The organism is Sphingopyxis sp. H115, from assembly GCF_001468465.1.
In the GTDB taxonomy this organism is placed as follows: domain Bacteria; phylum Pseudomonadota; class Alphaproteobacteria; order Sphingomonadales; family Sphingomonadaceae; genus Sphingopyxis.
In genome coordinates, this window is the sequence record NZ_LNSA01000007.1 from 87,478 (window position 1) to 108,658 (window position 21,181).

A 21,181-nucleotide genomic window follows, 5' to 3' on the forward strand; every position below is an offset into this window, starting at 1 on the left:
GGACCAGGGTGTTCTGGCTTGTCGTATTGATCGCTGGAAGTTTGCAGGCGACGGAAGCGGCAGCATGTATTCCGAACTCGTTGGAAGAGACCAAGAAGTTCAGCGACGTTATCGTTGAAGGCACTTTCATCGTGGATTCCAAGGTCCGTGGCGAAGGCCATATTGTGGCGGCGCGGACGCTAAAGGGAACTCGTGAGAAGATGTACGCAGTTCGCTGGAACCCTGAGCTTTTGCCCGAAAGCCTTCCCGATTGTGGAGTGGAGATACCGGAATCTGGCTTATTTGAGGGCCTGAGCCTGAGGGAGCGGGAGGATGGAACGTACCAGCTTACCGGTCGATGGCAGCCCGCAAAGAAGGATCGCTAATGTTCAAGAAAATCCTGATTGCCAATCGCGGCGAAATCGCTTGCCGCGTCATCAAGACCGCGCGGCGCATGGGCATCGCGACCGTTGCCGTCTATTCGGATGCCGACGCGCGCGCGCCCTTTGTGCAGATGGCCGACGAGGCGGTGCATATCGGGCCGTCGCCGGCGTCCGAATCCTATCTGATCGCCGACAAGATCATCGCCGCGTGCAAGGCGACCGGGGCCGAGGCGGTGCATCCGGGCTATGGCTTCCTGTCGGAGCGCACCAGCTTTGCCGAGGCGCTCGCGAAGGAAAATATCGCCTTCATCGGCCCGCCGGTGAACGCGATCGCCGCGATGGGCGACAAGATCGAGTCGAAGAAGCTTGCGAAGGAAGCGGGGGTCAATGTCGTCCCCGGCTTCGTCGGCGAGATTCGCGACACAGAACATGCGGTCGAGATTTCGAACGAGATCGGCTATCCGGTGATGATGAAGGCGTCGGCGGGCGGCGGCGGCAAGGGGATGCGCCTCGCCTATGACGAAAAGGACGTCCGCGAAGGCTTCGAGGCGACGAAGCGCGAGGGGCTCAACAGCTTCGGCGACGACCGCGTCTTTATCGAGAAGTTCATTCTCAATCCGCGCCACATCGAGATCCAGATCCTCGGCGACCAGCACGGCAATATCCTTTACCTCAACGAGCGCGAATGCAGCATCCAGCGGCGGCATCAAAAGGTCGTCGAGGAGGCGCCTTCGCCTTTTGTGACCGAGAAGATGCGCAAGGCGATGGGCGAACAGTGCGTCGCGCTGGCGCGCGCGGTCGGCTATTATAGCGCGGGCACGGTCGAGCTGATCGTGTCGGGCGCCGACCCGACGGGCGAGAGCTTCTACTTTCTCGAGATGAACACGCGACTGCAGGTCGAGCATCCGGTGACCGAGGCGATCACGGGCATCGACTTGGTCGAGCAGATGATCCGCGTCGCCGCGGGCCAGAAGCTCGGAATGACGCAGGACGATATCAAGATCGACGGCTGGGCGATCGAGAACCGCGTCTATGCCGAGGATCCCTATCGCGGCTTCCTGCCCTCGACCGGGCGGCTGGTGCGCTATCGCACCCCGGTTCCCGCGTGGGAAGGCGATGAGCGCGGGGTCGATGGCGTGCGCGTCGATGCGGGGGTTGAGGAGGGGGGCGAGGTGTCGATCTTCTACGACCCGATGATCGCCAAGCTGGTGACATGGGGCGAGACGCGCGACGCGGCGGCGGACTTGCAGGTTGCGGCGCTCGACCGCTTCGAGATCGAGGGGCTGGGCCACAACATCGACTTCGTCTCGGCGATCATGCAGCATCCGCGCTTCCGCTCGGGCGAACTGACGACGGGCTTCATCGCGGAGGAATATCCCGAGGGCTTCCACGGCGCGCCGACCGACGCGAAGATCACGCGCGCGCTTGCGGCGATTGCGGGCTTCATGGCGTCGGCCGAGGCGGATCGCGCGCGCCGCACCGACGGCCAGCTCGGCGACAGGCTCGAACCGCCGGCCAAGTGGCAGGTGTCGATCGATGGCGCCCCGCACAAGGTCAAGATCGGCGAAAAGCATATCAAGGTCGAGGGCGACCGGATCGACATCGCGCTCGAATATACGCCGGGCGACCGGCTGGTGGTCGCCGAGATCGACGATAGCGAGCTGGCGGTGAAGGTCACGAAGACGCGCACCGGCTGGAAGATGACGACCCGCGGGGCCATTCACGACGTGCGTGTGCTGCCCTGGCGTATCGCGTCGCTTGCGGGTCACATGATCGAAAAGATTCCGCCCGACCTGTCGAAATTCCTCATCTGCCCGATGCCGGGCCTGCTCGTCGCGCTGCATGTCGGCGAGGGCGACAAGGTCGAGGCGGGCCAGCCGCTCGCGACGGTCGAGGCGATGAAGATGGAGAATATCCTGCGCGCCGAAAAGGCCGGGACGGTGAAGACCGTCAACGCGGCGCAGGGCGATAGCCTCGCGGTCGATGCGGTGATTCTGGAGATGGAATGACGCGATGCACGTCAATCACGACCCGGATGCGGCCGCAGCGGCGGCGATCGGCTTCGACGATTTCCTCCGCGTCGACATCCGCGTCGGCACGATCGTCGAGGCCGCGCCTTTCCCCGAGGCGCGCAAGCCGGCGTTCAAGCTGACGATCGATTTCGGCCCCGCGATCGGGGTTAAGAAGAGCAGTGCGCAGATCGTCGACCGTTATGCGCTGGAAGAGCTGGCGGGGCGACAGGTCGCCGCGGTGGTCAACTTCCCGCCGCGCCAGATCGGCAAGTTCATGTCCGACGTGCTGACGTTGGGGTTCGCCGACGAAGAAGGCGCAGTAATCCTGTTCGCGCCCGACCGACCGGTGCCGAACGGATCGCGCCTTTTCTGATCTATCGCCGACCTCGCTTGGTGACTAAGCTGGTTACGGGAATAGGGGGAGATGGATCATGACATTACCGGTTACCTCGTTCGTCGCCGCCGTTTGCGCGCTGCTGCTGCTCGTCACCGCGATCGATACCGTGCGCCAGCGGCTGCGGCTGAAGGCTGCCTTTGGCGATCATGGCGACCCGAAGCTGATCAGCGCAAGCCGCGCGCACGGCAATCTCGCCGAATATGCGCCGATCACGATCATCCTGCTCGGTCTGCTCGAAACCGCGCGCGCCAGTCATATGGCGTTGATGGTCATCGGCGCGGTGTTCCTGATCGGCCGCGTCGGACATATCATCGGTCTCTATACGCCGTCGGAGCCGGGCAAGGCGCCGCTAGGGCGGCAGGTTGGGGTCGTCGCGACCTTTGGCACGCTGCTGGCGCTGTCCGGATGGACGCTCTGGATTCTCTTCACCAAAAATCTCTGATCCCTTCGCCATGCCGAAAGGGCTTAGTCGATCAACGCCACGGCCCTGATCCACCCCGCGCTCGCGCGCTCGATCTTCACCGGGAAGCAGCTGAACGTGAAACCCGTCGCGGGAATTGCGGACAGGTTGGTCAGCTTCTCGATCTGGTAATAGGGCCGGATGCGTCCGGCCTTATGGCCTTCCCAGATGATCGACGGATCGCGCGTTTCGGCCCAGCGCTTCGCGGTATGACTGAACGGCGCGTCCCAGCTCCACGCGTCGGTGCCGACGACCTGCACGCCGCGCTCTGTGAGGTACAGCGTTGCCTCGGCGCCCATGCCGCAACCCTGATCGGTGAAATTGTCGGTACCGTAGATCGCGCCCGACTGGACGAGGACGATGTCGAGCGGCTGGAGATCGTGGCCGATGCGCGCGAGTTCGGCCTCGACCTCGGCGGCGCTGACGACATGGCCGTGGGGGCGATCCGAAAAATCCAGTTTCACGCCGGGACGGAAGAAGAGATCGAGCGGCGCCTCGTCGATGGAGGGGGCGCGCGTAGCGCCGCTGTCGGTGGTCGAATGATAATGCCAGGGCGCGTCCATATGCGTGCCGTTGTGCGTGCTCAGCGACAGCATCTCGACCGCCCAGCCTTCGCCGTCGGGCAGGTCTTCGCGTGTAAGTCCGGGGAAGAACATCGCGATCTGCTCCCATGTATTTTCATGGGTCATATAGGTGATGTTCGGGCGCATCACCGGTGGGTCGGAGACGACGTCGTTGGTGATCGGGATCGAAAGGTCGACGAACTGCATGGCCGCCATCCTGCCACCGGAAAGACGCTACGCCAAGAAGGCTTGCGCACCGGCGCTTGCCCGGTAGAGAAGGGCGAAAGCCCCATGCAATGGGGCGGGGGAGAGCCTGATGACCGAGAGTGCCGCCGCCGGAAACGGGGCCGTTTACGAACCGACCGCAAAGGACATCCGCATGGTCATCGCCGCGTCGTCGGCGGGCACGGTGTTCGAATGGTATGATTTCTTTATCTACGGCACATTGGCAGCGATCATCGGCAAGGCCTTTTTCCCCAGCGACAATGCCACGCTCGAAATATTGCTCGTGTGGGCGGGGTTCGCGGTCGGCTTCGGTTTCCGGCCGCTCGGCGCGGTGCTGTTCGGCTTTCTCGGTGACCGGCTCGGGCGCAAATATACCTTCCTCGTCACCGTCACGCTGATGGGCATCGCCACCGCAGGTGTCGGCATGATCCCGTCGGCGGCGTCGATCGGCATCGTCGCGCCGATCATCGTCATCCTGCTCCGCGTGCTGCAAGGGCTTGCGCTCGGCGGCGAATATGGCGGCGCGGCGGTCTATGTTGCAGAACATTCGCCGCCCGGAAAGCGCGGTTTCTATACCAGCTTCATCCAGGCGAGCGTCGTCGGCGGCTTCGTATTGAGCCTGATCGTCGTGCTCGGATGCAAGGCGCTGATGTCCGACGCGCTCTGGGAAAGCTGGGGCTGGCGCGTGCCCTTCCTGCTGTCGCTGATCCTGCTGGCGATTTCTCTGTGGATGCGGCTCAAACTGTCCGAAAGCCCGGTGTTTCAGGCGATGAAGGCCGAGGGCGAACTGGCCAAGAACCCGCTCAAGGAAAGCTTCACTTACCCCGGCAATCCGCGCCGCATCTTCATCGCGCTGTTCGGTATCGCCGCGGGCCTGACCGTGATCTGGTATACGGCGATGTTCTCGGGCTTGTCGTTCCTGAAAGGGCCGATGAAGGTCGAGGATACTGCCGCCGAAATCATCGTCGGCGTCGCCGCAGCGGTCGGGATGGGCTTTTTCATCTGGGCGGGACGCCTGTCGGACCGGATCGGGCGCAAGAAACCGATCGTATGGGGCTATGCCGCGACGCTCGTGCTGCTGTTCCCGCTATTCTGGTCGATGGGCAGCGTCGGCAATCCGGCGCTGTCGGCTGCCGCCGAACGCGCGCCGGTGACGGTCACCGGTTCGCGGTGCAGCTTCGACCCGTTCGCGCAGAAACAGGAAACCGCCTGCGGCAAGACGCTGGGCGAGCTGACAAAGCTCGGCGTGCCCTACACCGTCGCCGAAACCGACGGCGGTTTCGACAGCGTGAAGATCCGCATCGGCGAGCGCGAGGTCGCGAGCGAGGATCCCGCGCTGCTCCAGCCGGCGCTCGAAGCGATGGGCTATGATTTCGCGAAGCAGGTTCCCGACACCGGCAGCATTTTCATCATCTTCCTTGCGCTGCTCGGGCTCAGCGCACTGTCGGGCTTTACCTATGGGCCGGTCGCGGCGCTTTTGTCCGAAATGTTCCCGCCGCATGTGCGCTATTCGTCGCTGTCGATCCCCTATCATATCGGCACGGGCTATTTCGGCGGTTTTCTGCCGCTGATCGCCAGTTTCATCATCGCGAAGACCGGCAATGCCTATGCGGGGCTTTGGTATACTTGGGTTGTCGTGCTCGTCGCCTTCCTCGTCACGGCTTTCATGTTGAAGGATCCGGTCGAGGGGCAATGGGACAAGCCCGCCGCTTGATCGCCCCCCATTGGCGGCGCGCGCCAAGCCGTATAGGGGCTGGGGAATGATCGCCGTCCCTTCGCCGCTCCGCCTTCGCCTTTCATCCGAAGCCCTCGTCTCCAACTGGCGCTGGCTCGCCAAGCAGAGCGGTTCGGCGGCATGCGGCGCGGCAATCAAGGCCGATGGCTATGGGCTCGGGGCCCGCGCGGTAATGCGGCATCTCGCTGCCGCAGGATGCCGCGACTTCTTCGTCGCGACCTGGGTCGAGGCGGCGGCGCTGATGCCGCTTCCTGACCATATTTCACTGTCGGTCCTGCACGGGGCGGGGGACGCCGACATGGTCGCCGCACGCACGATCCCCGCCCGCCCGGTCCTTTGCAGCATCGAGCAGGTCCGGCGATGGCGGCAGATGGGGGAGGGGCAGCCGTGCGACGTGATGGTCGATACCGGCATGAGCCGGCTCGGGCTCCGTCCCGAAGAGACGGCGGACGGCGCGCTCGACGGGCTGACGATCGAAACCCTGCTCAGCCATCTTGCCTCGGCCGATGAGGATAGCGAGCAGAATGCTCGTCAGTTGGCGGCTTTTTGCGCGATCGCGCAGGTCGTCCGCGCGGGTCGATACAGCCTTGCGAACAGCGCGGGCGTCTGTCTGGGCGCCGATTATGCTTTCGACCTGACGCGTCCCGGTATCGCACTCTACGGCGGCACGCCGCGCGCCGAGGCGGCGGGGCATTTGCGCCAAGTGGCCTTTCCCGAAGCGCGCATCCTCCAGGTGCGCAGCGTGCGCGAGGGCGAGACCGTCGGCTATGGCGCGACATGGACCGCTCGGCGCGACAGCCGGATCGCCGTCGCCAATCTGGGTTATGCCGACGGCTATCTGCGATGCCATGCCGGGACGAGCGCGGGCGGAAGCTGGCAGGGCCATGCCTTTCCGCTGATCGGCCGCGTGTCGATGGACTTGACTGCATTCGATGCGAGCGACGCGGACGCGGTCGGCGAAGGCGACTGGATCGCGCTCGATTATGATTTGCCGTCGGTGTCGGTGGCGAGCGGATTGTCGCAATATGAATTGCTGACAGGTCTCGGATCGCGCTTCGAGCGATATTGGACCTGACCGGCGCGCGAGGGCGAACGGCCGGAGTTCGGTCGTTCGCTGCGCTATTTCGTTTGATAGCCCAAGAAAAAGGGCCCCGAACTTGCGTTCGGGGCCCGATTTTCCGTCCAATCCCTGCGGATTAGAACTTGAACGACGCGTTCGCGAAGAAGGTGCGACCGCGATAGTCGTAACCCGAGTACAGCGGCGCGTTGCCGATGGTCGTGTAGCCGACTGCCGAGATACGCGGCGGCTTCGTGTCGAACAGGTTCTGCACGCCGACCGTCAGTTCATACTTCTCTTGGATGTTGAACTGGACCGAAGCCGAATGCAGGAAATAGTCCGCCGCTTCGAGATAATAATCATCGCGATAGGACTGAACCAGATCCGGATCCGAAACGCCGGTGAGTTCGTCATAGGCAAAGAACTCGTAGGTCTTGTTGCGGTCGCCATCGATCCAGTCGAGGCCATAACGCAGCGTCACATTGTTGAAGCGATAGGTCGCGTCAAAGCTGCCAACCCAGTCGGGGTTCACAACCGTACCGTTCGAGTCGGTCAGGAACTCTTCGGGGAAGAGGCGGCTCGACTGTTCAGTGTACTTGGTAACGTTCGCGTTCAGCGTGAAACGGCCGCCGAACAGGTCGCGAGCGTAACGACCGTTGAACTCGAACCCCTTGCGGATGTCTTCCGACAGGTTGACGAAGCTGCTGGTCACGGTGAGCGCATTGTTCGCATTGCGCTCGACGAAACGGCAGAAGCCTTCGTTGGGGTTGAAGTTCGCGTCGCCGTAGCAACGATTCAGGATCGTCGTCGCATCGAGATCGGCAACGCCGTTATCGACCTTGATGTCGAAATAATCGAGCGACAGCGACAGCTGACCGACCGATTCGGGCAGGACCGGACGAACGACGACACCCACCGACCAGTTCTTCGAGGTTTCGGCCTCGAGACCCGCATCGGCACCGCCGACGCGGAAGGTGGTGATGCCGCTGGTCTGCTGGAAGTCCGCCGGCAGGCCGATCGAGGCGCAGTTCGCCGCGATGATCTGCTGGTTCGGGCTCTGATCTGCCGGCGGCGGCAGATCGTCGCACGGATCGAGCGTGCTGCCGAGGAAGCCGCTGGTCGCGCCAAGGAACTGCTCCGCAAGCGCCGGGGCGCGATAGGAAGTGCCATAGCTGGCGCGGACGCCGAAGCCGCGGATCGGTTCCCATTCGCCCGCAATCTTGAACGTCGTGTCCGAGCCATAGGATTTATAATCCGTATAGCGGGCCGACGCCGTCAGGTTGAGGCGATAGAAGCCGGGCGTGTCGGCGAGGATCGGGACGAAGATTTCGCCATAGACTTCCTTCACGCTGTCCTTGCCGACCGTCGGCGTGCCGGCGGTCAGGCCGAGCAGGTTGCCGCTGATCGAGTTCGGATCGGGCTGGTCGTTGATGCTCTGCTTGCGATATTCGGCGCCCAGCGCGAGCTGGACATCGCCGCCGGGCATTTCGAACAGCGGACCGTCGACGTTGAACGCGAAGGTCGTCTCGCGGAACTTGGTCTTGCCGATCGTGTTGACGAGGATCCAGTCCTTGAAGTCCTGCGGCAGGCGGCCCGCGATGACGTCGGCCGAAAGCGCCGGTGCGGCAACGCAGTTCGGGTTGGTCGCGGCGCTGGCGCAGCTGAAGGTGCCGTCGCCGTTGTCCACCGCATCGAGCGACTGTGCAAGGCGATCGGTCAGGAAGGATTCGATCTCATAAGTGCCGTCGTTCCACGACTTGCCGACATAGGCGTCATAGCGCCACTGCGGCAGGAAGAAATCGCCGCGAATACCACCCGATACGCGGGCATAGTCGACTTCCTGACGCGAGTCGGTAAGGCCGAAGCCGATGAAGCCGCGTGCGGCGACGAGACGGCCACCCGAGGTCGGGTTAGGATTGAGGAACGCTCCGTTACGAAGGTCGGCGGGAAGCAGCGGGCTGCCCTGGACATAGTCGAGCGAAAGCTGACGATACAGCGGCGAAGCGGACTTGCGGCGCGTGACAAGCACTTCGCCATAGATTTCGGCGTCACCGAGGATGTCGGTGCTGTAGGTGCCCGACAGATAGCCGGTGTAGATTTCGGCTTCGGTGATCAGCGGCTCTTCTTCCTGGATCGGATCGAGCGTGTCGCGGTCATAGAAACCGACACCCAGATAGCCAGGGAACGGGCCCGTCGTCTGGCCCGGGGCCGGAACGAAACGGTTGAAGTTGCCAACCGTGCCGCTGGTGCGGCCGATCGCAGCACGCGTCGGCAGGCCGAGCGTGTTAATCGTCACGCCGCCATTGTCGAGCGTGAAGCAGGAGGTGCCATCGAAGCCGACGCCGTCGCCCGAACCGAATTCGGTGCCTTCGCCGGTCAGGAAGCCGCCGACCGGGCAGTCGAGCCACGACACGTCGTTACGCGCCAGCTTGTCGCGCTTGCGATATTCGAGCGAGCCGATGATGTTCAGGCGGTCGCTTTCGAAACCGAACGAGGCCGCGACGCGCCGATCGACGCCCGCGCCGACTTCCGGCACGTTGACCTGCGCTTCGATGTTCAGACCGCGCAGCTTGTTGTCGGTGATGATGTTCACAACGCCGGCGACGGCGTCCGAACCGTAAATCGACGAAGCGCCCGACTTCAGCACTTCGATGCTGCTGACGATCGCGGTCGGAAGGACGTTAAGGTCGGCTGCGAGGACCGAACCGCGCGTACCGCCCGGCGCCAGGCGGCGACCGTTGAGGAGGATCAGCGTGCGGCTGGGGCCAAGGTTGCGCAGGCCGAGCGTGTTCGCGCCGGTACCGCCGTCGGTAACGAAGCCACCGTAGAAGTTGTTGATCTGGCCCGAACCCTGGGTCACGGCGTTGCTCTGCAACGCGTCGGCCGCGCTGTTGAAGCCCGCCTGGGTGATTTCTTCGGCGGTCACGACGGTGATCGGTTCGGCGACCGAGAATTCGTCGCGGCGAATGCGCGAGCCGGTGACGACGATCGCGTCGGTCGTGGCGGTATTCGTCGTGGTTGCTTCGTCCGCCGGAGCGGCGTCCTGGGCAAGCACAGGCTGGCTCACGGAAATTGCTACTGCAAAGGCAGCAGCACCCACAAGCAGGTGCGTCTTCATCATAGGTAACTCCCCGGTTGGCCCGCTCGTAAATTGAAAAATGAACGGATTGCGTCGTAGAAAGACGGAAAAAATCGCCAGCACAAGCCCCGCGTGGCAATTTTGTGTCAGACGTCTTTCATGACAGTGGCTGTGTGCCATTTTGGCAACAGTGCGGTGCGCAAGTGCGAGCTGGCGTCCGATAATTTGCTTATGTCCCGGCGATATGAATCGCTCTCCAAATCGTTTCTCAACGACGATAGTTTCGTTTGAAACATTCTGGTTGAAATTAAATTGCGTTCGGGGGTTTTCGGGCAACGAGTGAGCGGCGCGAGCGAAGGTCGACGAGCCGAGCCATCTCGCGCGGCGAAGTGAGGGGGCTTTCGGTACGCGAAAGCCTGAACGGCAAGCGAATCGCCCCCGCGCCCGCCCGGCGGGGTGAGCGAATGCGGCGATTGTTGCGACGCATCATAATTTGGTGCTAATGCGCTCCACTGTCCGGCGCGGCGCGGTCGCCAATGTCCCGGGATGCAAGGAGCGCAGGTCAAGATGGCGAAGTCCAAGGCGGCGGCGGATAATGACGTCGTCACGATCAAGAAATATGCCAACCGGCGGCTCTACGATACCGAGCGCAGCTGCTACATCACGCTGGAAGATCTCGGCGCGATGGTACGCGACGGCCGCGAATTTCGCGTCGTCGATGCGAAGAGCGGCGAGGATATTACCCACAATGTGCTGACGCAGATTATCATGGATGAGGAAACTCGCGGCGAAACCCTGCTGCCGGTGAATTTCCTGCGCCACCTGATCGGCATGTATGGCGACAAGATGCAGTCGATGGTCCCGCAATATCTTGAGGCCTCGATGACGGCGTTCCGCAAGAACCAGCAGGATGTCCGCTCGGCGCTCGAAGGCGCGCTCGGATCGAACCCGCTGGCGGAAATGACCCGGCGTAACATGGAAATGTTCCAGCAGGCGGCGGGGGCGTTCATCCCGGGGGCCGGCGGCAGCAAGGCCAAGGATGCCGAGATTGCGGCGCTGAAGGCCGAAATCGCCGAGCTCAAGTCGGAACTCGCCAAAAAGAAATAAGCGGGGCGCCCGCCCCAGTGACGGAAAAATATATATCATGGTCAAACATGCGCTCAGCGTAACCCGTCAGGCCGACTTCGCGGCCTGGTATCAGGATGTCATTGCCGAAGCCGACCTCGCTGAGGAATCGGGCGTGCGCGGCTGTATGGTCATCAAGCCGTGGGGTTATGGCATATGGGAACGCATCCAGACGGTGATGGACGCCGCGATCAAGGAGGCCGGGGTCCAGAACGCCTATTTCCCGCTGTTCATCCCTTTGAGCTTCTTTGAGAAGGAAGCCGACCATGTCGATGGTTTTGCAAAGGAAATGGCGGTCGTCACGCACCACCGGCTGATCGCGGACGGCAAGGGCAAGCTCGTTCCCGATCCCGAGGCGAAGCTCGAAGAACCGCTGATCGTCCGCCCGACGTCCGAAACGGTCATCGGTTCGGCGATGAGCCGCTGGGTGCAGAGCTGGCGCGACCTGCCGCTGAAGGTCAACCAGTGGGCCAATGTGGTGCGCTGGGAAATGCGCACGCGCATGTTCCTGCGTACGAGCGAGTTTCTGTGGCAGGAAGGCCATACCGCGCACGCCGACAAGGACGACGCGATGGCCGAGACGCTGCGCGCGCTCGAAATGTACCGCGCCTTTGCCGAGGATGTGCTCGCGATGCCGGTGATCGCGGGCGAGAAGCCCGAAAATGAGCGTTTCCCGGGCGCCGTCGCGACCTATTCGATCGAGGCGATGATGCAGGACGGCAAGGCGCTGCAGGCCGGCACCTCGCATTACCTCGGCACCGGCTTCGCCGAGGCGGCGAACATCCGTTACCAGGACAAGGATGGCGGCCACAGCCTGTGCCACACGACGAGCTGGGGCACGTCGACGCGCATGATCGGCGGCGTCATCATGACGCACGGCGACGATGACGGGCTCCGCTGCCCGCCGCGCATCGCGCCGCACCAGGTCGTGATTGTGCCGATGCTGCGCGACAATGAAGAGGATGCCGCGATCATCGACTATTGCCGCGATCTCGAAACGCAGTTGAAGGCGCTCGACGCCTTTCGCGAGCCCGTGCGCGTCCTGCTCGACACGAGCGGGGCGAAGGCGCAGACCAAGCGGTGGGGATGGGTCAAGAAGGGCGCGCCGATCATCGTCGAAATCGGCCCGCGCGACGTTGCCGGCGGCAATGTCGCGGTGATCCGCCGCGACCGGCTTTACAAGGCCGATGGCAAGCTCGACACGGCGTTCGTCGCAAAGGGCGATTTCGTTACCGGCGCGGTCGCAATGCTGGAGGATATCCAGTCGGGCCTTCACGCCGAGGCCAGGGAGCGGCTCCATGCCAATATCCGACGCGACGTCACCGACCTCGCGGCGCATTTTGCCGGCGATGACAAGTTCGTCGGCTGGGCCGAAGTGCAATGGTCGCGGCCGACGGGCGAGCCGCTCGAGGGGATCGTTGCGCAATTGAAGGCGTTGAAGCTGACGATGCGCAACACCCCGCTCGATGCGGCGCCCGCCGATGGTGCCTGCTTCTTCACCGGCGAGCCGGCGGTGGAGCGCGTGCTGATCGGTCGGACCTATTGATGCTGCGAGCGGCGCTGAAGGACGGCTATCTTGGTCTGTTCCGTTTCAGTGGCCGCATGGCGCTGGGCCCGTTCTGGATCTACGCCGGCATCAACATGCTGTTCGGGGTGATCGCGCAGGCGATCCTCTTTGACCCCTATATGAAGCGGATGGCGGGCGAGGCGCAGCGCATCGCGCAGGAGCACCCGGACGATGTGACGATCCAGTCTGGTCCGGGCCATTATTCGGTCGAGATAAGAGGAAACCACTCCATCAATATGCCCGACATCGACATATATATGGCCGGTATGGCGCTGATCGGATTGATTTTTTTCCTGCTGATGGCCGCGGCGACCATGCGCCGTCTGCATGACAGCGATCGACGTGGATGGTGGATTTTGTTACCTGTGCCTTTCGTGGTCGCCGCGGTCAGTCTCGCGCCATCTTTGTTGAACGGGTGGGGGATGGAAGCGACGGCGGCCAATTCGGTTCCCGACTTCGGCCCCTTTCTGAAATTCGCGGCGCTGACCGGGGCTTATATGCTTTCGCTTGTCGTCCTGATGTTTCTCCTCGCTTTATCGGGGACCAAGGGACCCAATCGTTTTGGCGATCCGCCGCAAGGATCGGTTTGAGTATGACGAAGCGCCCCAAACGCCCGCAGCCGGCTGGCCTGCCCAGCGCCGATCAGATCCTTCGCTTCATCGAAGAGAGCAAGGACGCCGTCGGCAAGCGCGAGATTGCCAAGCATTTCGCGCTGCACGGGAATGACAAGATCGCGCTGAAGGCGCTGCTCAAGGACATGACCGACGAGGGGCTCATCGACCTGGCGCCGGGCCGCGCCTTCCACAAGCATGGCGGGCTGCCGCGCGTGACGGTGCTGCGCGTCGCTGCGATCGAGGGCAGCAACGTCTGGGCGGTGCCCGAACGCTGGGAAGCCGCAGGTCCCGCGCCGCGGTTGCGGGTGATCGAGCAGGGACGAAAAGGCGCGCTCGGCGTCGGCGACCGCATCCTCGCGCGGACCGAGGAACGCGGCAGCGGCCATGTCGCGCACCCGATGAAGCGCCTCCAGGCGAGCGCCGAGATGGTGATCGGCGTGCTCGTCGAGGAGCAGTCACCCGGCGGCAAGCCGATGGTTTGGCTGCGTCCCGCCGACAAGCGCGCGCGGTACGACTTCACGGTAGCCGACAAGGGCGATGCCGAGATCGGCGATCTGGTGCGCGCCGAACTGACCGGGCGCGGCTCCGCGATCAAGGCGAAGGTGATTAACCGCATCGGCGACCCCTTCGCGCCCAGATCCTTGAGCATGATCGCGATCGCACGGCACGAAATTCCGCACGTATTCGACGGCGAAACGCTCGCCGAGGCCGAGAAAGCGGCGAAGCTGCCGCTCACCCCCGACGGCCGCGAGGATCTGCGCGATGTGCCGATCGTCGCGATCGATCCGATCGATGCGCGCGACCATGACGATGCCGTCTGGGCGATCCCCGACGACGATCCCGGCAACAAGGGCGGTTTCCGCGCCATCGTCGCGATCGCCGATGTCAGCTTTTATGTCCGCCCCGAGGGCGCGCTCGACCGCGAGGCGCGGCGGCGCGGCAACAGCGTCTATTTTCCCGACCAGGTGGTGCCGATGCTGCCCGAAACCTTGTCCGCCGGTGTCTGCTCGCTGAAAGCGGGCGAAGATCGCGCCGCGATGGCGTGCCATCTCGTTATCGACAGGCACGGCAAGGTGACGTCATGGCGGTTTGCGCGCGCGCTCGTCCGGCTGCGCGCGAACATTGCCTATGAGCAGGCGCAGGCAGCCTTTGACACGAACGAGCCGCGTGCGGAATGGGACGCCGATGTGCTGCCTGCGCTGCGCAACCTCTGGGCCAGCTGGGCGCTGCTCGCCAAGTCGCGCGCCGCACGCGACCCGCTCGACCTCGATCTGCCTGAGCGGCAGGTAATTCTCGACGAGCAGGGTGGGATCGCTGAAATCCGCGTGCGCGACCGGCTCGACGCGCACCGGCTGATCGAGGATTATATGATCGCGGCCAACGTCGCGGCGGCGAAGGCGCTGGAGGCGAAGAAGTCGCCGGTGATGTACCGCATCCACGAGCCGCCGAGCCGCGAGAAGCTGGTCAGCCTCAAGGATTATCTCGAAACCTTCGAACAGAGCTTTGCGCTGGGGCAAGTCATCACGCCTGCGGTGTTCAACCGCCTGATCGACGGCTTTTCCGAAGACGACCGTCTGCCCGAAATCATGCAGGCGATTCTGCGCAGCCAGACGCAGGCCTACTACGGTCCAGCCAATGCGGGGCATTTCGGCCTCGCGCTCGGCTCTTATGCGCATTTCACTTCGCCGATCCGCCGCTACGCCGACCTGATCGTCCACCGCGCGCTCGTCGATTCGTACAAGCTCGAGGTGCCCGGCAAGGTCAGGGATCTGCCGGCGCGCACCGGGCTGGGCGAGGCCGACGCCAAGGGCCTGTCGCGCATCGGCGAGACGATCAGCGCGCTCGAACGCCGCGCGATGGAAGCCGAGCGCGAGACGATCGACCGCTATGTCGCGGCTTACCTCGCGACCAAGACGGGCGAAATCCTTGTCGCGCGCATCACCGGCGTCCAGCCCTTCGGCTTTTTCGCGACCGTCGACGGGCTCGGCGGCGACGGGCTGGTGCCGGTATCGACGCTGGGGAGCGAGCGTTTCTTCTATGATGAGGCGGCGCGCAGCCTAGACAGCGAGCATGGCCGGGTGAGCTATACGGTCGGGCAGCGGATCGAGCTGCGGCTGATGGACGCCAATCCGATCAGCGGCGCGCTGCGCTTCGAATTGCCCGATGCGCCCGAGGGCGGCTTCCGCAATCGGCCGCCGCGGCGCGACGGGGTGAAAGCGAAGGGATCCATGAAGGACAAGGCCGGCAAGCACATGGTCGGTAAGCGCGGAAGGCCGGCGAATATCAAGCACAAGGGCAAGCGGCGCTAAATACTTTACCGATGCCCCGTGAAGGCGGGGCCGCCGGACAGGTAACGCAAGGCTGATAGCGTCCCCGCCGTCGCGGGGGGCGACGGGGGTTCAGTTACCCGCCATCGCCCGTAGCAGCGCCGCGCTCTCCGCATCGGCGGGGAAGAAGGCTTCGATCGCCAGTTCGGACAGCGTGATATCGACCGGCGTGCCGAAGATTGTGACGGTCGAGACGAAGCGGATCTGCCCCATCGGCGTGTCGAGGATCAGCGGCACCGCGATCCCGTTTGCCGCGCTTCTGTCATGCGCGCTCGTCGATGCGGGATAGCCGGCCAGTTCCTCGCGGAGCGCGATCAGTCCGGCGTCGGCGCTCGCATCGATCTGATGATCGAGCCGTTCGAGGATGTGCGCACGCCATTCGCCGTGATTGACGATATGCGGTGCGAGCCCTTCTGGATGCAGCGCAATGCGAAGGACATTGACCGGAGGTTCGAACAATTCGGGTGCCGCGAGCTGAGTCAACAGCGCCACCGCATTGTTCGCAGCGATCATGTTCCAGTGCCGGTCGACCGCGAGCGCCGGATAGGGTTCGTGCCCCCGCAGCACATGTTCCACGATGGCCTTCATGCCCGCCATCTCTTCGCTGTCGAGTGGGCGCTCCTGGAAATCGGGGGCGTAGCCTCCCGCGAGCAGCATCGCGTTGCGTGCGCGATGCGGCACCTCCAGACAGTCGGCGAGCCGCTGAAGCATCGCCGCGCTCGGCCTCGATCGACCCGTCTCGATAAAGCTGAGGTGACGCGTCGAAATCTCGCTGTCGAGCGCAAGGTCCATCTGGCTCATCCGGCGCCTGACGCGCCATTCGCGAAGCTGCTCGCCGAGCGAAGCGGGTTTCATTGTCATTCTCCTTCGTAAGCGGAGCTATACCCCGGCCTTCGCTTTTTCCATTACCTCACGCGTAATCGACGCCATTCAATCCGCGGTCCAATCGGGGCGGGTCGAAAGGAGAATCATCATGTCGATCCGCAACCTCAAGAATATCCTCGTTACCGATGCCGTCACCGCTGCGGCGGTCTGCATCGCCGGCCTTTTTGCCGCCGCGCCCGTGGGCGCGCTGTTCGGATTGCCGGCGAACATCGTCGCGGTGGGCGGCTGGATCTGTCTGGCGGCAGGCCTGCTGATGCTGGTCGCGGCCGCGCAGGCGGTGCCAAACGCCGCGCTGGTCAAGCTGATCGCGGTCGGCAATGTCGGCTGGGTCGCCGCCAGTTTCGCGGTGGTCGCCGTCTTTGCAGGACAGATGACGGCGATCGGGATCGCCGTCGTCATCGCGCAGGCGTTCGGCGTTCTAGGCTTCGCGATCCTCGAATGGAAAGGCGCGACCACGGGCGGCCACGCCGCCGCCGCCTAACTCAGCGCGTCGAGCCGGGCGACGTCGATCCCGCCCGGCACCAGCATCACCGGACAGGGGAGGGTTCCCGCATCCTGTCCGGTGAAATGCGCGACCAGCGGCCCCGGCGCCCCCGAGGCCGCCGTCGCGAGTACAAGCGCGGCAATCTCGTCGCTTGCGCCGATCACCTCGCGGACCACTTCGGCGGGCTTGCCCGACTTGATCATATTCTGCGCCGTGACGCCTTCCTGCATCACTGCATCGGCGGCCGTCGCCACAAGCTCCTCGGCATGTTCCCGCGCTTCGGCCTCGATCGTGGCCTGCACTCCGCCGAACGCGACAAAATCCTGCGGCGGGATGATCGCAAGGATGATCACGCCGCCCCCCGTACGCGCCGCGCGCCGCGCCGCAAAGCGAAGCGCCAGCGACGACTCCGGGCTGTCGTCGATCACCACAAGATACGTCCGCATCGCCCCGACCCCTCTCGTTTTTGCTTGGCGCCGAGAGTGCGTCACATTCGTATGAAACGCAAGCTGGCCCGCTGGACCTTGACCGATGCAGGGCTTATGGCGAGGAAGAATCCGTAGCGGCAGGCCCCGCCTGCAAGACTGACAGGGACACGCCTAGACATGCCAATCGAACTGAAAATGCCCGCTCTCTCGCCGACGATGGAGGAGGGCACCCTTGCCAAATGGCTGGTGAAGGAAGGCGATGAGGTCAAGTCGGGCGACCTGCTCGCCGAGATCGAGACCGACAAGGCGACGATGGAGTTCGAAGCGGTCGACGAAGGCGTGATCAGCCAGATTCTCGTCGCCGAAGGCAGTGACAATGTGAAGGTCGGAACCGTGATCGCGGTGATCGCGGGCGAGGGTGAAGATGCGTCGAGCGCGACGGCCGCACCGACCCCGACCCCGGCACCGGCGCCTGCCGCTGAACCGAAGGCCGAAGCCCCGGCGCCTGCACCTGCACCTGCGGCGGCCCCCGCGCCGGCTCCGGCACCCGTTCCCGCTGCATCGGGTGAGCGCATCAAGGCAAGCCCGCTCGCAAAACGCCTTGCCGCCGAGCAGGGCATCGACCTCAAGGGCGTCACGGGCACGGGCCCCGGCGGCCGCATCGTCAAGGCCGATCTCGAAGGCGCGTCGACTGGCGCCGCGGCCCCTGTGGCCGCAACCGCCGCTCCGGTTCCTGCCGCGGCCGCTCCCGCCCCGGCAGCCGCCGGCGCAATCCCCGATTTCGGCATCCCGCACGAGGACGAGAAGCTCAGCGGCATGCGCAAGACGATCGCGCGCCGCCTGAGCCAGTCGATGCAGGAAGCACCACATATCTACCTGACCGTCGACATCCGCCTCGACGCGCTGCTCAAGCTGCGCGGCGAACTCAACGCCAGCCTCGAAAGCCGCGGGGTCAAGCTCAGCGTCAACGACATGCTGATCAAGGCGCTCGCGGTCGCGCTCGAGCGCGTGCCGTCGTGCAACGTCAGCTTCGGCGGCGACGTGATGCGCAAATATAGCCGCGCCGACATTTCGGTCGCGGTCAGCATCCCGGGCGGCCTGATCACCCCGATCATCACCGACGCCGGCGGCAAGTCGATGTCGAAAATCTCGACCGAAATGGCCGAACTCGCGGGCCGCGCCAAGGAAGGCAAGCTGAAGCCCGAGGAATATCAGGGCGGCACCGCGTCGATCTCGAACATGGGCATGATGGGGATCAAGCAGTTCACCGCGGTGATCAATCCGCCGCAGGCGATGATCATGGCAATCGGTGCGGGCGAGAAGCGGCCTTATGTCGTCGACGATGCGCTGGCGATCGCGACGGTCATGTCGGCCACCGGCAGCTTCGACCACCGCGCGATCGACGGCGCCGACGGCGCGCTGTTGATGAAGACCTTCAAGGAACTGGTGGAGAACCCGCTGGCGCTGGTGGCCTGATCAGGGAAGGGCGATGCGCTTCCTTCGACAGCTTCTGCATTGGCTGGTCGGACTGCTCGGGCTCGCCATTCTGGCCGCCACGGCCAGTTGGATTTGGCCTGAAGATTCAAGACAAATATGGTTTCTCGCCTATGCGGCTATAGCCGCTTCCGTATTTTGGGAGTTGATCGACAAACTCCGCAACCGGAACGGCGAACAAGGAGATAATTGTGGCTGACACCAACTACGACCTCATCGTTCTCGGCTCAGGCCCCGGCGGCTATGTCGCGGCGATCCGCGCGGCGCAGCTCGGGCTGAAGACCGCGATCGTCGAGCGCGAGAATCTCGGCGGCATCTGTCTTAACTGGGGCTGCATCCCGACCAAGGCGCTGCTGCGCTCGGCCGAAATCTATCATTATATGCAGCACGCGGGCGATTACGGCCTGATCGCGCAGCAGATCAGCGCCGACATCGACGCGGTGGTGAAGCGCAGCCGCGGCGTCGCGAAACAGCTCAGCCAGGGCGTCGCCTTCCTGATGAAGAAGCACAAGATCACCGTCCATATGGGCGAGGGCAAGCTGACCGCGCCCGGCAAGCTCGAAGTCAAAGGCGAGAAGGGCAGCGAAACGCTCACGGCCAAGAACATCATCGTCGCGACCGGCGCCCGCGCGCGTGATTTGCCGTTCGCGCCCGCCGACGGCAAGCGCATCTGGACCTATCGCCACGCGCTCGTCCCGCCCGAAATGCCGAAGAAGCTGCTCGTCATCGGATCGGGCGCGATCGGGATCGAATTCGCGAGCTTCTACAGCGACATGGGCTGCGACGTGACCGTTGTCGAAATGCTCGACCGCCTCGTCCCCGTCGAGGATGCCGATGTATCGGCCTTCCTCGAAAAGCAGCTCAAGAAACAGGGCATGACGATCTTCACCGGTGCCGGGGTCGAGGAACTTAAGGCGACCGCGACCGGCGTCACCGCAAAGATCAAGACCAAGGACGGCAAGACCGAAAGCGCCGAATTCAGCCACGCAATCGTCGCGATCGGGATCGTCCCGAACACCGAGAATATCGGGCTCGAAGCGCTGGGCGTGAAGACGACCAAGGGCCATATCGACACCGACGCAATGTGCCGCACCAACGTCCCAGGTATCTGGGCGATCGGCGACGTCACCGCGCCGCCGTGGCTCGCGCACAAGGCGATGCACGAATCAGTGATTTCGGTCGAGGCGATCGCGGGCAATCACCCGCACGCGATGGACCCGCGCAACATCCCCGGCTGCACCTATTGCCGCCCGCAGATCGCCAGCGTCGGGCTGACGGAAGCGAAGGCGAAGGAGCTGGGTTACGAGGTCAAGGCCGGGACCTTCCCCTTCATCGGCAACGGCAAGGCGATTGCGCTGGGCGAGGCCGAGGGTTTCACCAAGACCGTGTTCGACGCCAAGACCGGCGAACTGCTCGGCGCGCACATGATTGGTGCCGAGGTCACCGAGCTCATTCAGGGCTATACGATCGGCAAGACCGCCGAGCTGGTCGAGGATGACTTCATCGGCACGGTCTTCCCGCATCCCACCTTGAGCGAAACGATGCACGAGGGCGTGCTCGCGGCGTTCGGGCGGCCGCTGCATATTTGACGATCTGATCCTCCCTGTCGCGAAGCGATGGGGAGGGGGACCGCTCGCCGCAGGCGAGTGGTGGAGGGGCCCCTCCGTCGGCCCCTGCGGGACCGCCACCTCCCCATGGCGGCGCCACAGGGAGGATTTTCTTGCTTCGACGTTCCGGCTTTCCCGCGATAGCGGCGGCTCTCCTCCTCGCCGTAATCCTGATCGGCCTCGCCGTCGGCGCAGGCTGGACCGAGAGCATCGACTGGCAAGTCTCGCACAGCTTCACGATCCGCATCGATGAAAGCGATCCCGCCTTCATATCCTTCATGCAAGGGGTAAGCTGGATCGGCGGCGGCATCCCGCGCTGGATCATCGTCATCCTGCTTTGCGGGCTGGTGTGGCACTGGTGCGGCCCGCGCTGCGCGGTCGCGCTCGGCGGCGCGTCGCTGCTGGCTAACCTGGCGTCGAGCCTGCTCAAGCTCGGCTTTGGCCGCGCGCGCCCCGACCTGATCGATCATCTCGATCATCAGACGAGCTTTTCCTACCCCAGCGGCCATGCGACGAGCGCCGCCGTCGTCTATCTGCTGCTCGCCCGGCTCGCGCCCCCGCGCTGGCGCCCCTTCGCCTGGACGCTGGCGGCGGCGATGATCGTCCTCAACGGCTTTTCGCGCATCATGCTAGGCGTTCATTGGGCAAGCGATATCGTCGGCGGCACGATGCTCGGCACCGCCTTTGCGCTGCTTGGCGCATGGTGGGTCGCGAAACACCGGACACCCGCCTGACGCATTTTCCGCTGTCCTATTTTGCG

19 protein-coding genes are annotated in these 21,181 nt (G+C 64.1%); 15 read left to right on the forward strand and 4 right to left on the reverse strand.

What is annotated here, in order from left to right:
- The first annotated feature begins 8 nt into the window (after positions 1-8).
- From ATE71_RS07235 to ATE71_RS07250, 4 genes are read left to right on the forward strand one after another with little or no spacing between them, the layout of a single operon-like run.
- Positions 9-365 carry a hypothetical protein gene (locus ATE71_RS07235; protein WP_152998668.1) on the forward strand — a complete coding sequence of 119 codons (357 nt, stop codon included), beginning with the start codon at positions 9-11 and terminating at the stop codon, positions 363-365.
- Complete coding sequence (locus ATE71_RS07240) at positions 365-2,371, forward strand: acetyl/propionyl/methylcrotonyl-CoA carboxylase subunit alpha (protein WP_058802770.1); 2,007 nt, start codon at positions 365-367, stop codon at positions 2,369-2,371. The genes ATE71_RS07235 and ATE71_RS07240 overlap by 1 nt, the downstream gene beginning before the upstream one ends.
- Positions 2,372-2,375: 4 nt before the next feature.
- On the forward strand, positions 2,376-2,747 hold the full coding sequence (locus ATE71_RS07245) for a tRNA-binding protein (protein ID WP_058802771.1): 372 nt from the start codon (positions 2,376-2,378) through the stop codon (positions 2,745-2,747).
- A gap of 58 nt (positions 2,748-2,805) precedes the next feature.
- Positions 2,806-3,213, forward strand: a complete 408-nt coding sequence (locus ATE71_RS07250) for an MAPEG family protein (protein ID WP_058802772.1) — start codon at positions 2,806-2,808, stop codon at positions 3,211-3,213.
- 23 nt (positions 3,214-3,236) lie between these two features.
- On the opposite strand, the gene ATE71_RS07255 is transcribed toward ATE71_RS07250, so the two are convergent.
- Positions 3,237-4,001: a cyclase family protein gene (locus ATE71_RS07255; RefSeq protein ID WP_058802856.1), complete on the reverse strand. Its 765-nt coding sequence runs from the start codon at positions 3,999-4,001 to the stop codon at positions 3,237-3,239.
- 109 nt (positions 4,002-4,110) lie between these two features.
- Between ATE71_RS07255 and ATE71_RS07260 the strand changes: the two genes are divergently transcribed.
- Entirely contained in the window at positions 4,111-5,733 is a 1,623-nt protein-coding gene (locus ATE71_RS07260) for an MFS transporter (protein ID WP_058802773.1), read from the forward strand.
- Positions 5,734-5,779: 46 nt separating this feature from the next.
- A complete protein-coding gene (alr, locus tag ATE71_RS07265; protein ID WP_058802774.1) occupies positions 5,780-6,829 on the forward strand; it encodes an alanine racemase in 1,050 nt (349 codons plus the stop codon).
- Between the two features lie 121 nt (positions 6,830-6,950).
- Here alr and ATE71_RS07270 read toward each other — a convergent pair whose 3' ends face one another.
- Positions 6,951-9,932 carry a TonB-dependent receptor domain-containing protein gene (locus tag ATE71_RS07270; protein ID WP_235587944.1) on the reverse strand — a complete coding sequence of 994 codons (2,982 nt, stop codon included), beginning with the start codon at positions 9,930-9,932 and terminating at the stop codon, positions 6,951-6,953.
- A 525-nt stretch (positions 9,933-10,457) separates the two neighbouring features.
- On the opposite strand from ATE71_RS07270, the gene phaR reads away from it, so the two are divergent.
- From phaR to ATE71_RS07290, 4 genes are read left to right on the forward strand one after another with little or no spacing between them, the layout of a single operon-like run.
- Positions 10,458-10,997 carry a polyhydroxyalkanoate synthesis repressor PhaR gene (phaR, locus tag ATE71_RS07275; protein WP_058802859.1) on the forward strand — a complete coding sequence of 180 codons (540 nt, stop codon included), beginning with the start codon at positions 10,458-10,460 and terminating at the stop codon, positions 10,995-10,997.
- A gap of 37 nt (positions 10,998-11,034) precedes the next feature.
- Entirely contained in the window at positions 11,035-12,561 is a 1,527-nt protein-coding gene (locus ATE71_RS07280; protein ID WP_058802775.1) for an aminoacyl--tRNA ligase-related protein, read from the forward strand.
- On the forward strand, positions 12,561-13,172 hold the full coding sequence (locus ATE71_RS07285) for a DUF805 domain-containing protein (protein WP_058802776.1): 612 nt from the start codon (positions 12,561-12,563) through the stop codon (positions 13,170-13,172). Before ATE71_RS07280 ends, ATE71_RS07285 begins: the two co-directional genes overlap by 1 nt.
- 2 nt (positions 13,173-13,174) lie before the next feature.
- Positions 13,175-15,505 carry a ribonuclease R family protein gene (locus ATE71_RS07290; RefSeq protein WP_152998669.1) on the forward strand — a complete coding sequence of 777 codons (2,331 nt, stop codon included), beginning with the start codon at positions 13,175-13,177 and terminating at the stop codon, positions 15,503-15,505.
- 90 nt (positions 15,506-15,595) lie between these two features.
- Here the strand turns inward: ATE71_RS07290 and ATE71_RS07295 are convergent, their stop codons facing one another.
- A complete protein-coding gene (locus ATE71_RS07295; protein WP_058802778.1) occupies positions 15,596-16,378 on the reverse strand; it encodes a helix-turn-helix domain-containing protein in 783 nt (260 codons plus the stop codon).
- A 118-nt stretch (positions 16,379-16,496) separates the two neighbouring features.
- Here ATE71_RS07295 and ATE71_RS07300 point away from each other — a divergent pair, with 118 nt between their 5' ends.
- On the forward strand, positions 16,497-16,889 hold the full coding sequence (locus ATE71_RS07300; protein WP_058802779.1) for a hypothetical protein: 393 nt from the start codon (positions 16,497-16,499) through the stop codon (positions 16,887-16,889).
- Here the strand turns inward: ATE71_RS07300 and ATE71_RS07305 are convergent.
- Entirely contained in the window at positions 16,886-17,338 is a 453-nt protein-coding gene (locus tag ATE71_RS07305) for a universal stress protein (protein WP_058802780.1), read from the reverse strand. The genes ATE71_RS07300 and ATE71_RS07305 overlap by 4 nt on opposite strands.
- A 159-nt stretch (positions 17,339-17,497) precedes the next feature.
- On the opposite strand from ATE71_RS07305, the gene ATE71_RS07310 reads away from it, so the two are divergent.
- From ATE71_RS07310 to ATE71_RS07320, 4 genes are all read left to right on the forward strand, one after another.
- Positions 17,498-18,796: a pyruvate dehydrogenase complex dihydrolipoamide acetyltransferase gene (locus ATE71_RS07310; RefSeq protein ID WP_058802781.1), complete on the forward strand. Its 1,299-nt coding sequence runs from the start codon at positions 17,498-17,500 to the stop codon at positions 18,794-18,796.
- A 13-nt stretch (positions 18,797-18,809) separates the two neighbouring features.
- Positions 18,810-19,013: a hypothetical protein gene (locus ATE71_RS22055; protein ID WP_152998670.1), complete on the forward strand. Its 204-nt coding sequence runs from the start codon at positions 18,810-18,812 to the stop codon at positions 19,011-19,013.
- Positions 19,006-20,403 (forward strand): dihydrolipoyl dehydrogenase, encoded by a 1,398-nt coding sequence (gene lpdA, locus ATE71_RS07315; protein ID WP_058802782.1) that lies wholly within the window; start codon positions 19,006-19,008, stop codon positions 20,401-20,403. The genes ATE71_RS22055 and lpdA overlap by 8 nt, the downstream gene beginning before the upstream one ends.
- A 131-nt stretch (positions 20,404-20,534) precedes the next feature.
- The gene (locus tag ATE71_RS07320) at positions 20,535-21,155 is read left to right on the forward strand and encodes a phosphatase PAP2 family protein (protein ID WP_058802783.1); all 621 of its coding nucleotides are present in this window, start codon (positions 20,535-20,537) and stop codon (positions 21,153-21,155) included.
- Positions 21,156-21,181: the final 26 nt, after the last annotated feature.

Excerpts from the sequence above, each read along its gene's own strand:
- ATE71_RS07310 (WP_058802781.1), top strand. The coding sequence starts at position 17,498 with ATGCCAATCGAACTGAAAATGCCCGCTCTCTCGCCGACGATGGAGGAG.
- ATE71_RS07255 (WP_058802856.1), bottom strand. The coding sequence starts at position 4,001 with ATGCAGTTCGTCGACCTTTCGATCCCGATCACCAACGACGTCGTCTCC.
- ATE71_RS07300 (WP_058802779.1), top strand. The coding sequence starts at position 16,497 with ATGTCGATCCGCAACCTCAAGAATATCCTCGTTACCGATGCCGTCACC.
- ATE71_RS07295 (WP_058802778.1), bottom strand. The coding sequence starts at position 16,378 with ATGAAACCCGCTTCGCTCGGCGAGCAGCTTCGCGAATGGCGCGTCAGG.
- ATE71_RS07290 (WP_152998669.1), top strand. The coding sequence starts at position 13,175 with ATGACGAAGCGCCCCAAACGCCCGCAGCCGGCTGGCCTGCCCAGCGCC.
- ATE71_RS07260 (WP_058802773.1), top strand. The coding sequence starts at position 4,111 with ATGACCGAGAGTGCCGCCGCCGGAAACGGGGCCGTTTACGAACCGACC.
- ATE71_RS22055 (WP_152998670.1), top strand. The coding sequence starts at position 18,810 with ATGCGCTTCCTTCGACAGCTTCTGCATTGGCTGGTCGGACTGCTCGGG.
- ATE71_RS07240 (WP_058802770.1), top strand. The coding sequence starts at position 365 with ATGTTCAAGAAAATCCTGATTGCCAATCGCGGCGAAATCGCTTGCCGC.
- ATE71_RS07250 (WP_058802772.1), top strand. The coding sequence starts at position 2,806 with ATGACATTACCGGTTACCTCGTTCGTCGCCGCCGTTTGCGCGCTGCTG.
- ATE71_RS07285 (WP_058802776.1), top strand. The coding sequence starts at position 12,561 with ATGCTGCGAGCGGCGCTGAAGGACGGCTATCTTGGTCTGTTCCGTTTC.
- ATE71_RS07280 (WP_058802775.1), top strand. The coding sequence starts at position 11,035 with ATGGTCAAACATGCGCTCAGCGTAACCCGTCAGGCCGACTTCGCGGCC.
- alr (WP_058802774.1), top strand. The coding sequence starts at position 5,780 with ATGATCGCCGTCCCTTCGCCGCTCCGCCTTCGCCTTTCATCCGAAGCC.
- ATE71_RS07270 (WP_235587944.1), bottom strand. The coding sequence starts at position 9,932 with ATGATGAAGACGCACCTGCTTGTGGGTGCTGCTGCCTTTGCAGTAGCA.
- ATE71_RS07245 (WP_058802771.1), top strand. The coding sequence starts at position 2,376 with ATGCACGTCAATCACGACCCGGATGCGGCCGCAGCGGCGGCGATCGGC.
- ATE71_RS07305 (WP_058802780.1), bottom strand. The coding sequence starts at position 17,338 with ATGCGGACGTATCTTGTGGTGATCGACGACAGCCCGGAGTCGTCGCTG.
- phaR (WP_058802859.1), top strand. The coding sequence starts at position 10,458 with ATGGCGAAGTCCAAGGCGGCGGCGGATAATGACGTCGTCACGATCAAG.